The organism is Embleya sp. NPDC127516, assembly GCF_044765325.1.
Taxonomy (GTDB): domain Bacteria; phylum Actinomycetota; class Actinomycetes; order Streptomycetales; family Streptomycetaceae; genus Embleya.
This window is the reverse complement of sequence record NZ_JBIWJT010000003.1, coordinates 24944-37058: the sequence shown is the minus strand read 5'-3', so window position 1 is coordinate 37058 and position 12115 is coordinate 24944. Positions and strand designations below refer to the sequence as shown.

Below are 12115 nucleotides of genomic sequence, written 5' to 3'. Positions count from 1 at the left end.
GACCCTTGCGGTCCGCTTCCCAACAGGGACTTGTCTACAGGGAGCCGTTCCCGACACACAACGGGTCCTTGACACATTTGATCACTAAGAGTGAATCAAGGCTACGAAATGGTCAAAGAGGTTTGTTTCAGGCGTGGTTGTCGAACGGCGCGACAAGGGAACGCAAAAGCCCGGCCAGGACCGCCTGTTGCTCGATCGTCAGGCCGGCCAGGATGGCCCGCTCCTGGTCGAGCAGCTCGGCCATCGCCGCGTCGACGCGATCGCGGCCGTCGTCGGTCAGCCGGACCAGCACGCCGCGCCGATCGTCGGGATCGGGCAGCCGCAACACCAGCCCCTTGGCGGCGAGGCGGTCGATGCGATTGGTCATCGTCCCGGAGGTCACCAGGGTCTGGGTGAGCAATTGGCCGGGCGAGAGCTGATACGGCGCACCGTCGCGACGCAGCGCGGAGAGCACGTCGAACTCCCACGGTTCGAGGTCGCGCGCGGAGAACGCGGTACGCCGGGCGCGGTCCAGGTGGCGCGCCAGTCGGGTGACCCGGCTCAGTACTTCGAGGGGTTCGACGTCGAGGTCCGGGCGCTCCCGCTTCCACGCCGCGACAAGCCGATCGACCTCGTCTTTCATGAACTCATTCTAGCGAGTCGTTCGACGCCAAGCCTCTTGATATCGAGATAAGACTGAGCAATATCCGACACCTTTCTCCCGGAAGCGAGCGGCTTCGGGCGCGCCGGAAATGCCTGGTCCGGCTCGGGACCGGCTGACAGGCTGAGCGTATGGACCGTACCCGACGCGTCGCCGACGCGGCACGTGCACTGCATGGCCTGGCTCTGGGCGACGCCTTCGGCGAACAGTGGTTCGTCCTCAGGCGCAGGCACCCCGACCCGACCGAACGTCAGGCGCGCCGGATCGCGCCGGATGCCGCGTTCTGGCAGTGGACGGACGACACCGCGATGGCGCTGTCCGTGCTGCGCATCCTGCACCTGTGCGACGACGTGGATCAGGACGCGCTGGCCGCGCACTTCGCCGCGTCGTACGAGGCCGACCCGCATCGCGGCTACGGCGCCTCGATGCACGGCGTGCTGCGCGCGATCCGCGAGGGTGAACCGTGGCGCGAGGTGACGCGCCGTCAATTCGAGGGCCAGGGCTCGTGGGGCAACGGCACCGCGATGCGGGTCGCGCCGTTGGGCGCCTGGCACGCGGACGCGGGACTCGCCCACGTCGCGGCCGAGGCCGAGCGCTCGGCCGCGACCACGCACGCCCACCCGGAGGCGGCGGCGGGCGCGATCGCGGTGGCGATCGCGGCGGCGCTGGCGACCCGGGGGCGGGACGAACCGGCCCCGGATCCGGTCGAGTTCCTGACCGAGGTGGCCGGGCACACGCCGGAGGGCGACGTGGCCTCGGGGATTCGGACCGCGTCCCGATTGCCGGCCACGTCCTCGGTCCCGCACGCGGTGAGCGTGCTGGGCAACGGCTCCCGGATGAGCGCGCCCGACACGGTCCCGTTCGCGCTGTGGACGGCGGCACGCCGGCTCGACGCGCTCGAGGACGCCCTGTGGGACACCGCACGGGGCATGGGCGACGTGGACACCACGTGCGCGATCACGGCCGGCGTGGTCGCGTCGCGCACGGGCCTGCGCGGCATCCCCGACAGCTGGCTCGCCGCCCGCGAACCGCTCCCGACCTGGGTCGACACCGGCGGCGTACTGCCACGGAACCGCTACCGCCCCGGGCCGCTCCCGGTCGCGGCGCCGGCCGAACCGTTCGGAGCCGGGCAGCAACCCGGTCGAATCGGGCGGCACGAGCAAACCCGCCCGTAACCTCGCCGTTCGGGGTCACGATGGAGGCGTGCGACCGGACGGCCTGGACAAGCAGATCGTGGCTCACCACGTCCGCGACGCCCGGGCGAGCTTCGCCGGGATCGGGGCCGAGGTCGGCCTCTGGGCGCCCGCGGTCGAGCGGCGGGTGGACCGACTGCGCGAGGCCGGCGTGATCCGCGGCTTCCACGCCGGGTGGATCCGCACGCGTTGGGCCGGACCACCGAGGCGCTCGTGCGGATCTCCTGCGCGCCGCGCACCTCTCCCGCGCAGTTGCTCGCCTGTCTGCGCCGGCATCCCGAGGTGATCGGCGCGGACAGCGTGGCCGGCGACATGGACGCGGTGTCGCGGACCACCGCGACCGACGTACGGCACCCGGAGGAGGTGTCGGACCGGCTCCGGGACGAACCCCTGGTGCTCGACACCCGCAGCACGATCGTGCTCGGCAGGCTCCCGGAACACACCAAGGGCGGGCCGCTCGGCCCGCCCTTGGTCACCACCGACCAGGCCCCGTCCGAAATCGGCGAACGGCTCCCGGCCCGGATTCGGCTCGGGTTCAGATCAGGCCCAGCTCGCGCACCGCGTCGCGCTCCTCGGCCAGCTCCCGCACCGAGGCGTCGATCCGGCCGCGGGAGAACTCGTTGATGTCCAGGCCCTGGACGATCTCCCACTTGCCGTCCTTGCAGACCACCGGGAAGGACGAGATGAGGCCCTCGGGCACGTCGTAGGAACCGTCCGAGACGACACCCATCGAGGTCCAGTCGCCGTCGGCGGTGCCGTTGACCCAGGTGTGCACGTGGTCGATCGCCGCGTTCGCCGCGGACGCCGCCGAGGACGCGCCGCGCGCCTCGATGATCGCCGCGCCGCGCTTGGCGACGGTCGGGATGAAGGTGTCCGCGAGCCAGGTCTGGTCGTCGACCACCTCGGCGGCGTTCTTGCCCGCGATCTGCGCGTGGAAGACGTCCGGGTACTGGGTGGCCGAGTGGTTGCCCCAGATGGTCAGCTTCGCGATGTCGGTGACCGCGACGCCGGTCTTCTTCGCGAGCTGGGTCAGCGCGCGGTTGTGGTCCAGGCGGGTCATCGCGGTGAAGCGCTCGGCCGGTACGTCCGGCGCGTGCTGCTGCGCGATCAGCGCGTTGGTGTTGGCCGGGTTGCCGACCACGAGCACCTTGATGTCGGACGCGGCACCGGCGTTGATCGCCTCGCCCTGCGGCTTGAAGATGCCGCCGTTGGCGGCCAGCAGGTCGCCGCGCTCCATGCCCGCGGTGCGCGGGCGGGCACCGACGAGCAGGGCCACGTTCGCACCCGCGAAGCCGTCGGTCGGGTTGTCGAAGATGTCGATCCCGGCAAGCAGCGGGAACGCACAGTCGTCGAGCTCCATCGCGGTGCCCTCGGCGGCCTTGACCGCCTGCGGAATCTCCAGAAGGCGCAGGCGCACCGGGGTTTCGGGACCGAGCAGGTGACCGGAGGCGATGCGGAACAGCAACGCGTAGCCGATCTGACCGGCCGCGCCCGTGACGGTGACGTTGACGGGGGTACGGGACATTGCGCGCGGGTCTCCTCTGCTGCGGCGGGATCCGACGCCGATGGCAGTCCGCCGGTAGCTCGGCATCGAGATACTTTTCGCCGCCACATTACTCCCGCCCCGGGGCGGCTCGGCCAACCCCGGGTGTGAGGTTCGCCCCGAAGCCTATTGCACCGCCCGGTTTTCGTTTCCGCGGAGCCGGCGGATAGGTTCGTGACTCCGCGCAGCCGCCCACACCCGGAGGGTGACCACATGCACCTGTCGGACCTCCCCGAGACGACCTGTGTGCCCACCCCCGGCCGACTCGAGCCGCCGGTGCGGCCCGCCGCGCTCGAGACGATCGACGCGGTCGTGCTCGGCTGGGTCGACAACGCCGGCATCACCCGGGTCAAGGCGATCCCGTACTCGCGCCTGGACGCGGTCGCCACGCACGGTGTGGGCTTCTCCCCCGTGTTCGACGTCTTCCTCGCCGACGACTCGATCACCGCCGGCTCGCTGGTCGGCGGCCCGGCCGGCGATCTGCGGCTGATCCCCGACCTGGCGGCGCTGCGCCCGCTGGCCGCGCAGCCGGGCTGGGCCTGGGCGCCGGGTGACCGGTACACCCAGGACGGCGTGCCCTACCCGGGCTGCCAACGTGCCTTCGCCCGGCGGATGACCGCGCGTGCCGGGCTGCGCGGGTTGTCGCTGCGGATGGGCTTCGAGGTCGAGTGGATCACCGGCACCGAGGCCCCGGACGGCTCCTTCGTCCCCGCGTTCCACAAGGCCGCGTACGGGATGACCCGGATGGTTCGGGTATCCGATCAACTGCGCGAGCTGATCCGCGCGCTCGCCGCCCAGGACGTGAGCGTGTTGCAGGTGCATCCGGAGTACGCGGCGGGCCAGTTGGAGGTCTCCGTCGCTCCGGAGGACCCGGTCGGCGCGGCGGACACCACGGTGCTGGTGCGCGAGACGATCCGCGCGGTCGCCGCCCGGCACGGACACGCGGTCTCCTTCGCGCCGTGCGTGCTGCCCGGCGAGGTCGGCAACGGCGCGCACCTGCACTTCTCGCCGTGGCGCGACGGGGTGAACCTGTGCCACGGCGGCGAGGGACCACGGGGGCTGACCCGCGAGGGCGAGGCGTTCCTGGCCGGGGTGCTGCGCGAGTTGCCCGCGCTGCTGGCGATCGGCGCCCCGGGCGCGGCCGGCCACCTGCGTCTGGTCCCGGACCGCTGGGCGGGCGCGTACCGCTGCTGGGGCCTGGAGAACCGGGAGGCGGCGCTGCGGCTGATCACCGGGATGGCGGGCGAACGGCAACACGCCGCGAACGCCGAACTCAAGTGCTTCGACGCGACGGCCAATCCCTACCTGGTGGTGGGTACGGTGATCGCGGCCGGACTGGCCGGCATCGAGGACGAGCTGCGGCTGCCGGTGGAGGTGGCGGGCAACCCGTCGGCCGTCGCCGGCGTGCCCCGTCTGCCGGAGTCGCCGGCCGCCGCGCTGGCGGCGCTGGAGGCGAGCGCGGTACTGCGCGAGGCGCTCGGCGAGACCCTGTTCGACGCGATCACGGCGGTCCGCCGCGCCGAGATCGCCCGCTCGGCCGGGATGACCCCGAGCGAGATCGCGGCCGACGCACGCCTGCTGTACTGACCGCCCCGCCGCCCACCGGCACATCCGGGAGCCGACCCCTCGACGCGCCGCCGGACGCCGACGGTGCCCGGGACGCGTCCCCGATCCCCCGTCGGGCGACCGAGCACGCCGAGGGCATCGAGGACACCCCTAGGAGCCGGTGCGCTTGGGCACCCACGGCAGGTCGACGAGCGGATCGGGGATGCTCAGCCCGAGCAGCAGCACCGCGACGCCGAAGAACAGCAGCACGCCCACGTCCGTGAACCGGCTGCGGACCGCGAGCACGCCCACGTCGGAGACGAACAGCCGCAGTATCGCCGCGATCAGGAAGGTGCCGGCGATCAGGATCGCGGCGATCCGGAAGCCGTTCAGCGCGGCGGTCAGCAGCGCGGCGAGCAGGCAGCCGAAGACCACCATCGCGGGCCACTCCCGCAACGGCCCCGGTCCGGCCGGCGAGGCACCGCCCTCCGGCGGGTAGGTACCCGGCTCCTTCCTCCTGCCGTCCTTGCGTCGCCCCCGAGCGGTTGCCACAGGTCCCACCTCTCTCATCTCGCCGGCAGCGGATCCGCGCCGGACCCGGGTGCGACGGGCGCGCGCCGCGGGCCCGTGCCCGCGCGGCCCCCGCCCCGGGTCCGGCACGGTCCGATCACAGGCTGGTGACCTGCCGCTCGGCGGCCTCGATGACGTTGGTGAGCAACATCGCGCGGGTCATCGGACCCACCCCGCCGGGCATCGGGGCGACCCAAGCGGCCTTCTCGTACGCCTCCGGGTGCACGTCGCCGACCAGGCCCTGCTCGGTACGGGTGATGCCCACGTCGAGCAGCACCGCGCCGGGCTTGACCATGTCGCCGCTGATCAGTCCGGGCACCCCTGCCGCGGCGATGACGATGTCCGCCTGGAGCACGTGGAACGGCAGTTCCTTGGTGCCCGTGTGGCACAGGGTCACCGTGGCGTTCTCGGTGCGGCGGGTGAGCAGCAGGCCGATCGGGCGGCCGACGGTGACGCCTCGGCCGATCACGCACACCTCGGCGCCGTTGATCTGGATGTCGTGCCGGCGGAGCAGTTCGACGATGCCGCGCGGGGTGCACGGCAGCGGCGCCTCCTGACCCAGCACCAGCCGGCCCAGGTTCATCGGGTGCAGGCCGTCGGCGTCCTTGTCCGGGTCCATCAGCTCCAGGACCCGGTTGGCGTCCAGGTGCTTGGGCAGCGGGAGCTGGACGATGTAGCCGGTACAGGCCGGGTCCGCGTTGAGCTCGCGCACCACGTCCTCGACCTGTTCCTGCGTCGCGTCCGCGGGCAGGTTGCGCTGGATGCTCGCGATGCCCACCTGGGCACAGTCGCGGTGCTTGCCGCGCACGTACGAGTGGCTGCCGGGGTCGTCGCCCACGAGCACGGTGCCCAGACCCGGCGTGATGCCTCGGGCCTTCAGGGCCTCGGCCCGTACGGCCAGTTCGGCTTTGATGGCGGTGGCGGTGGCCTTGCCGTCGAGGATCTGCGCCTTCAAGTTCTGTCTCCTGGTCCACGGTTCCGGGCCGGTCGTTGAGATTGTCCCGTATCCGAGCCGGCCGCGCGGCGGGCCCCGTGCAGAAGGCGTGCCGGCGGGGCCAGGATGCGCTGCTGGACGAACTCGGGCAGTTGCCACGTCGGCACCGGCTCGTTCGCCCGGGCGATCGCCTGGGCCAGCCGCTTGAGGTGTTGGCGCGGCACCGGATGCCCCCACAGGTCCGGCAGTTCGGGCGGCGTCGGGGGACGGCGCTCCTCGGCGGCCGACGCCAGTTCGTTGAGATAGGCGTCCAGGCGGGCCAGGTCGTCCTCGGGAATGGGTTCGGGCGGTGTGCTGCGATAGGTCTCGGGCGCGGTCATCAGCCGGTAGCCGAGCCGCTGGGCGGTCACGATCGCGGGCCACAGCCGTTCGGCGTCCAGTCGGCGGCCGGTGAACTCGCCCAGTGCCGCCTCGTACACGCTCCACAGGTCGAGCAGTTCGCGGCGGGCCGCCCGGCGGGTGCTGCCCCACGCGCGATCGTCCACGATCTGCCCGGTGACCGTGGCCCGCAGCAGCAGCCCCTCGGCGCGGATGGTCCGGCCCAGTTGGCGCGGCAGTCGGGTCGCGGACGCGCGCGGCCACAACACCAGGCTCGCGGTCAGACCGACGGCCAGGCCCAGCACGGTGTCGATCAGGCGCGTGGCGGCCAGATCGCCCACGTGCGCGCCGGGTTGGCCGGCGGCGGCCAGGAAGAGGCCGACGGGGGTCACGCACGCGGCGGCCACGGCGAGGTTGCGGGCGATCACCGTCTGCGTCGCGCCGAACAGCAGCGCGACCGCGATCACCACCAGCCACTGGTTGGGCATCAGGTCGTGGAAGAACAGCGCGATCACCGCCACGCCCACCAGCGTGCCGATCGCCCGTTGCAACACACGGCCGAAGTCGAGCACGACATTGCCGCCCTGGAGCGCGGCACCGGCCGCGATGGCCACCCACACCGGGTGCACCACCGGCAACAGCGCGGCGGCCAGCGTCGCCGAACCGACCCCGAGCCCGGTGCGCAGCGCGGTCGGCGGGACCAGCGACGCGCGGTCGAACGCGGCGCGCATGCGCTCGCCGGCGGTGGGCCGCCGACCGGGGATGATCTCGCCCTCCTTGACCGCCGGTCGGCCGGCCGCCTCGGCGGCGGCCTTGAGCACCGTGCGCAGGAGGCGTTCGGCGGCGGTCTCGGTGTCGGCGAGCACCGCGGGCATGACCGGGACCAGTTTGGGCCGGCCGACCGCGCCGGCCAGCGCGCGCACGGTGTCCGGGATCTCCGGCGGCAGCGGCCGGGTGCGCTCGACGGCGAGCAGTTGCGCGGCCTGGAACAGGTCGAGCGCCCGCCGACACAACACCCGCAGCCGACGTGCCTCGCCGGTACGCCGGTTGCGCTTGGTGTCCGCGCGCAACACGGTCACCCACGCGCTGTGCACCGTCTCGGACGCGCGGTGTCGGGCGGCGTCGCTGGGCTGGTCGCCGATCGCGGCGAAGAAGTCGGCGAGCGCCTCGAAACAGGCCGCGAGCGCCATGTGCTCGGGGTGGCGCGGGCGCACCAGCCAGCCGGACATCGACACCAGCCACGCGCCGGCCGCGCCCGCGAGCACCAGCGCGGCCCGTTCGGGGACCATGTCGGGTTGGTGCGGCAAAAACGCGCCCATCGCGCAGACCAGGGTGAACATGTAGCCGCCCGGGCGTTCCACCTGCAACGCGCCGCACAGGAAGGTGGCGACGGTGGCGACCAGGGTGATCACCGGGACGTACAAAAACGCGGTGCCGGCCGCGAGCGAGCCCAGGGTCAGCGACAGGGCCAGCCCCAGACCCACCAGCGCGAGGGTGATCGCCCGGCGCGCGTACGGCTCCTTGGCCGCGTACAGGACGGTGTAGCCGCCGAGCGCGGCGAAGGTGGCGTAGCCCAGGCCAAGGGTCGCGGTGACGATCGCGAACGGGATGCCCACGCCGAGTGCGGCGCGTGCCCCGGACGCCCAGGTGAAGCCCTTGCCGGTGAGTGTGACCAGCGGCTTGATCTGGTTCTGCGGACCCAGCTCGGGCGGGTGCACCGCCGGGAACGGCGGCAGCGTCGGCGGATCGGACGAGGTCGCCGAGGGCCCCGGCGGCAACGCGAGTGGTGCGCGTTTCGGCTGGGGTCCGGGTGTCGCCTGATCCTGCATCCTCCTATGCAACGCACCTTTCGCACGGAATGCCAAGTCCCCCACCATGACCCCGGTCACGGCAGCCGCCGCGGACCTTCCGCGCGCCAACCGTCGAGGTGTAGGGTGCCGCCTCCAACAGGCTCCGGGCGGTGGGGGCGACATCGCGGCCCGTTTCGGCGTTCGCGTGTCGACGAAACCCGGAACCATCGGCGCCGCGTATCGCGTGTACGCGCGTTCTCAGGGGAGAGTTCCGCATGTCCCAACCTCCGGGTCCGTACGGCCCGCCGTCCGGCTACGGTGCCGAGGGCCAAGGCCAGGGCTACGGTCAGCCCGGCTACGGCCAGCCGAGCTACGGCCAGCCGGGCTATGGCCAGCCGAGCTACGGCCAGCCCGGTTACGGTCCACCCGCCGGCTACGGCCCGCCGCCGAACATCGGCGAGTGGTGCGCGAGCTGGGGCCGTCGGGCAGGCGGGCTGCTGGTCGACGCGCTCGTCGCCTTGCCGGTCTCGATACCTTATATCGGCGGCTACATCTGGTTCATGGACAAGACCACGGTCACCGAGAACCTCGACGGCAGCGAGACGACCGAGTACGACGGCGGTGCCGGTCCGGTCCTCCTGATCGTCATCGGCGGCCTGATCTCGCTGGCCTTCCAACTCTGGCAGTTGTACCGCCAGGGCAAGACCGGGCAGACCATCGGCAAGCGCGCCGTGGGCATCAAGGTGCTGCGTGAGAGCGACGGGATGCCGACCGGCTTCGGTATGGCGTTCGTTCGCGGTCTCGCCCACTTCCTGGACACGATCGCGTGCTTCCTGGGCTGGCTGTGGCCGCTGTGGGACGACAAGAAGCAGACGTTCGCGGACAAGGTCTGCTCGACGGTCGTGGTCAAGGTCTGAGCACCACCCTCAGCACACGCGCGAGGCGCGACCCCGACCGGGGTCGCGCCTCGCGGGCCTTCACCGCGCCCCGGTCACCCGGGACGCGATCGAGCGGTGGAATCAGTGGAAGAAGTGCCGGGTCCCGGTGAGGTACATGGTGATCCCGGCCGTACGTGCCGCCTCGACCACCTCTTCGTCGCGAACCGACCCACCGGGCTGGACCACCGCGCGCACACCGCCCGCGATCAGCACCTCCAGGCCGTCGGCGAACGGGAAGAACGCGTCGGACGCGGCGACCGAACCGGCCGCCCGCTCGCCCGCGCGCGTGACCGCCAGCTTGGCCGAGTCGACCCGGTTCACCTGGCCCATGCCCACGCCCACGGTCGCGCCGCCGGACGCGAGCAGGATCGCGTTGGACTTGACCGAGCGCACCGCGCGCCAGGCGAACACCAGGTCGCGCAGCGTCTCGGCGTCGGCGGGCTCGCCGGTGGCCAGCGTCCAGGCGGCGGCGTCGTCGCCGGGCGCCTGGTAGCGGTCCGCGTTCTGCAACAGCAGGCCGCCGTCGATCTGGCGGAACTCGGCGGGCGTACGCGGCGCCTCGGGGGCGCGCAGCACCCGGATGTTCTTCTTGCGGGCGAGCACCTCGACCGCGCCGTCCTCGTAGTCCGGCGCGACGATCACCTCGGTGAAGATCCCCGCCACCTGCTCGGCCATCGCGACGCTCACCGGTCGGTTGACCGCGATCACGCCGCCGTAGGCGGACACCGGGTCGCTCGCGTGCGCCCTGCGGTGCGCCTCGGCGACGTCCGCGCCGATCGCGATCCCGCACGGGTTGGCGTGCTTGATGATCGCCACGCACGGCTGCTCGTGGTCGTACGCGGCACGCCGGGCCGCGTCGGTGTCCATGTAGTTGTTGTAGGACATCTCCTTGCCGTGGAACTGCTCGGCGCCCGCGAGGCCGCCGGTGCCGTCCACGTACAGGGCCGCCGCCTGGTGCGGGTTCTCGCCGTAGCGGAGCACGTTCTCCCGGCGGCGGACCGAGCCGAGGAAGGCCGGGAAGCTCTCCTCGTCGGCCGGCGCGTAGCTGTTCGAGAACCAGGAGGCGACCGCGACGTCGTAGGCGGCGGTGTGCCCGAACGCCTCGCCCGCGAGCCGCTTGCGCTGCGCCAGGTCGAAGCCGCCCGCCTCGAGCGCGGCCAGCACGTCGGCGTAGCGGTCCGGGCTGGTCACCACCGCGACGGAGGGGTGGTTCTTGGCCGCGGCGCGGACCATCGACGGGCCGCCGATGTCGATCTGCTCGACGCACTCGTCCGGGGTCGCGCCCGACTCGACGGTCTGCGTGAACGGGTACAGGTTGACCACGACCAGGTCGAACGGCCGTACGTCCAATTCCTCGAGCTGCGCCCGGTGCGACTCCAGGCGCAGGTCGGCCAGGATGCCGGCGTGCACGCGCGGGTGCAGCGTCTTGACCCGGCCGTCCAGACATTCCGGGAAACCGGTCAGTTCCTCGACCTTGGTCACCGGCACGCCCGAGGCGGCGATCCGCCCGGCGGTGGAGCCGGTGGAGACCAGCTCGACGCCGGCCGCGTGCAGGCCCTGGGCCAGTTCCTCCAGGCCGCTCTTGTCGTACACGCTGATCAACGCGCGACGGATCGGGCGGCGAGCCTCGTCCTCGGTGGCGGGAGTGGGGGTGGGGGCGGCGGAAGTCATGCGGGGATCCGGACCTTTCTTCCTTCGATGCGGTAGCCCTCGCGGGCCAGCCGGCCCACGACCTCGACGAGCAGGGTGCGCTCGACAGTCTTGATGCGCTCGTGCAACGCGTCGCCGCCGTCGGCGTGATCGCCGTCCTCGACCGTGACGACGCCCTGAGCGATGATCGGCCCGGTGTCCACGCCGGCGTCCACGAGGTGGACCGTGCAACCGGTCACCTTGGCGCCGTACGCGAGCGCGTCCCGGACGCCGTGCGCGCCGGGGAACGAGGGCAACAGTGCGGGGTGGGTGTTGAGGGTGCGTCCCTCGAAGCGGGCCAGGAAGCGCGGGCCCAGGATCTTCATGAAGCCGGCCGACACCACCAGATCGGGTTCGTACCCGGCGACCGCGTCGGCCAGCGCGGCGTCCCAGCTTGCCCGGTCCGAGTGATCGGCGACGCGTTCGACGAAGGTGGGCACGCCCGCCCGCTCGGCCCGGGTCAGCCCCGCGATGCCGTCACGGTCGGCGCCCACGGCCACCACACTCGCGCCGTACGCGGGATCCGCGCACGCGTCGAGCAGGGCCTGGAGGTTGGTGCCGGAGCCGGATACGAGGACGACGAGCCGGGCCGGCCCGGGGGTGCGCGGGGCGTGAACGGCCACTGCTTTCAGGCTCTTTCCGGAAGGAAGGGCGGGAGAGGCACCACATGGATTCGGGCTCTCGCCGGGATCTCGTACGGGGCCGGCGGGCGTTCCCCGACAAGAGGCGGGAACACGGAGCGACGCCCGTACGTCGGCAACGATAGCGTCAGGGGGTAGGCAGTACCGAACCGGCGGGGTGGGACGGCATCGGCGGACCCGGCGGCATCCGCCCGACGGGCCCTTGAGGCCACTTGGGCGCCGCCGCCCGGCTACGGTGCACCCCGCACACGTAC

The 12115-nt window shown here is 72.5% G+C and carries 12 protein-coding genes; 5 read left to right on the top strand and 7 right to left on the bottom strand.

Features of this window, described 5'->3' with window-relative positions; genetic code table 11:
- Positions 1-127: 127 nt before the first annotated feature.
- Positions 128-622 carry a MarR family winged helix-turn-helix transcriptional regulator gene (locus ACIRL2_RS05390; RefSeq protein WP_395869932.1) on the bottom strand — a complete coding sequence of 165 codons (495 nt, stop codon included), beginning with the start codon at positions 620-622 and terminating at the stop codon, positions 128-130.
- Between the two features lie 149 nt (positions 623-771).
- Between ACIRL2_RS05390 and ACIRL2_RS05385 the strand changes: the two genes are divergently transcribed.
- Genes ACIRL2_RS05385 through ACIRL2_RS05375 form a run of 3 tightly spaced genes read left to right on the top strand, consistent with a single transcriptional unit; the run spans position 772 to position 2457 of the window.
- Complete coding sequence (locus ACIRL2_RS05385; RefSeq protein ID WP_395869934.1) at positions 772-1815, top strand: ADP-ribosylglycohydrolase family protein; 1044 nt, start codon at positions 772-774, stop codon at positions 1813-1815.
- Positions 1816-1843: 28 nt separating this feature from the next.
- Positions 1844-2119 carry an Lrp/AsnC family transcriptional regulator gene (locus ACIRL2_RS05380; RefSeq protein WP_395869936.1) on the top strand — a complete coding sequence of 92 codons (276 nt, stop codon included), beginning with the start codon at positions 1844-1846 and terminating at the stop codon, positions 2117-2119.
- Positions 2008-2457, top strand: coding sequence for an Lrp/AsnC family transcriptional regulator (locus tag ACIRL2_RS05375; RefSeq protein WP_402230331.1), 450 nt, complete (start codon positions 2008-2010; stop codon positions 2455-2457). Before ACIRL2_RS05380 ends, ACIRL2_RS05375 begins: the two co-directional genes overlap by 112 nt.
- Here the strand turns inward: ACIRL2_RS05375 and ACIRL2_RS05370 are convergent.
- Positions 2369-3358: a malate dehydrogenase gene (locus ACIRL2_RS05370; RefSeq protein WP_395869939.1), complete on the bottom strand. Its 990-nt coding sequence runs from the start codon at positions 3356-3358 to the stop codon at positions 2369-2371. The two genes, ACIRL2_RS05375 and ACIRL2_RS05370, sit on opposite strands and share 89 nt — an antisense overlap.
- A 231-nt stretch (positions 3359-3589) precedes the next feature.
- On the opposite strand from ACIRL2_RS05370, the gene ACIRL2_RS05365 reads away from it, so the two are divergent.
- Entirely contained in the window at positions 3590-4963 is a 1374-nt protein-coding gene (locus tag ACIRL2_RS05365; protein ID WP_402230330.1) for a glutamine synthetase, read from the top strand.
- A 129-nt stretch (positions 4964-5092) separates the two neighbouring features.
- Here ACIRL2_RS05365 and ACIRL2_RS05360 read toward each other — a convergent pair whose 3' ends face one another.
- From ACIRL2_RS05360 to ACIRL2_RS05350, 3 genes are all read right to left on the bottom strand, one after another.
- The gene (locus ACIRL2_RS05360; RefSeq protein WP_395869943.1) at positions 5093-5473 is read right to left on the bottom strand and encodes a DUF3017 domain-containing protein; all 381 of its coding nucleotides are present in this window, start codon (positions 5471-5473) and stop codon (positions 5093-5095) included.
- Between the two features lie 115 nt (positions 5474-5588).
- Positions 5589-6446 carry a bifunctional methylenetetrahydrofolate dehydrogenase/methenyltetrahydrofolate cyclohydrolase gene (locus ACIRL2_RS05355; RefSeq protein WP_395869944.1) on the bottom strand — a complete coding sequence of 286 codons (858 nt, stop codon included), beginning with the start codon at positions 6444-6446 and terminating at the stop codon, positions 5589-5591.
- Positions 6443-8632, bottom strand: coding sequence for an FUSC family protein (locus tag ACIRL2_RS05350; protein WP_395869945.1), 2190 nt, complete (start codon positions 8630-8632; stop codon positions 6443-6445). Before ACIRL2_RS05350 ends, ACIRL2_RS05355 begins: the two co-directional genes overlap by 4 nt.
- A 236-nt stretch (positions 8633-8868) precedes the next feature.
- Between ACIRL2_RS05350 and ACIRL2_RS05345 the strand changes: the two genes are divergently transcribed.
- Positions 8869-9510 (top strand): RDD family protein, encoded by a 642-nt coding sequence (locus tag ACIRL2_RS05345; protein ID WP_402230328.1) that lies wholly within the window; start codon positions 8869-8871, stop codon positions 9508-9510.
- Between the two features lie 102 nt (positions 9511-9612).
- On the opposite strand, the gene purH is transcribed toward ACIRL2_RS05345, so the two are convergent.
- Positions 9613-11202 carry a bifunctional phosphoribosylaminoimidazolecarboxamide formyltransferase/IMP cyclohydrolase gene (gene purH / locus ACIRL2_RS05340; RefSeq protein WP_395869949.1) on the bottom strand — a complete coding sequence of 530 codons (1590 nt, stop codon included), beginning with the start codon at positions 11200-11202 and terminating at the stop codon, positions 9613-9615.
- Complete coding sequence (purN, locus tag ACIRL2_RS05335; RefSeq protein ID WP_395869952.1) at positions 11199-11843, bottom strand: phosphoribosylglycinamide formyltransferase; 645 nt, start codon at positions 11841-11843, stop codon at positions 11199-11201. Before purN ends, purH begins: the two co-directional genes overlap by 4 nt.
- Positions 11844-12115: the final 272 nt, after the last annotated feature.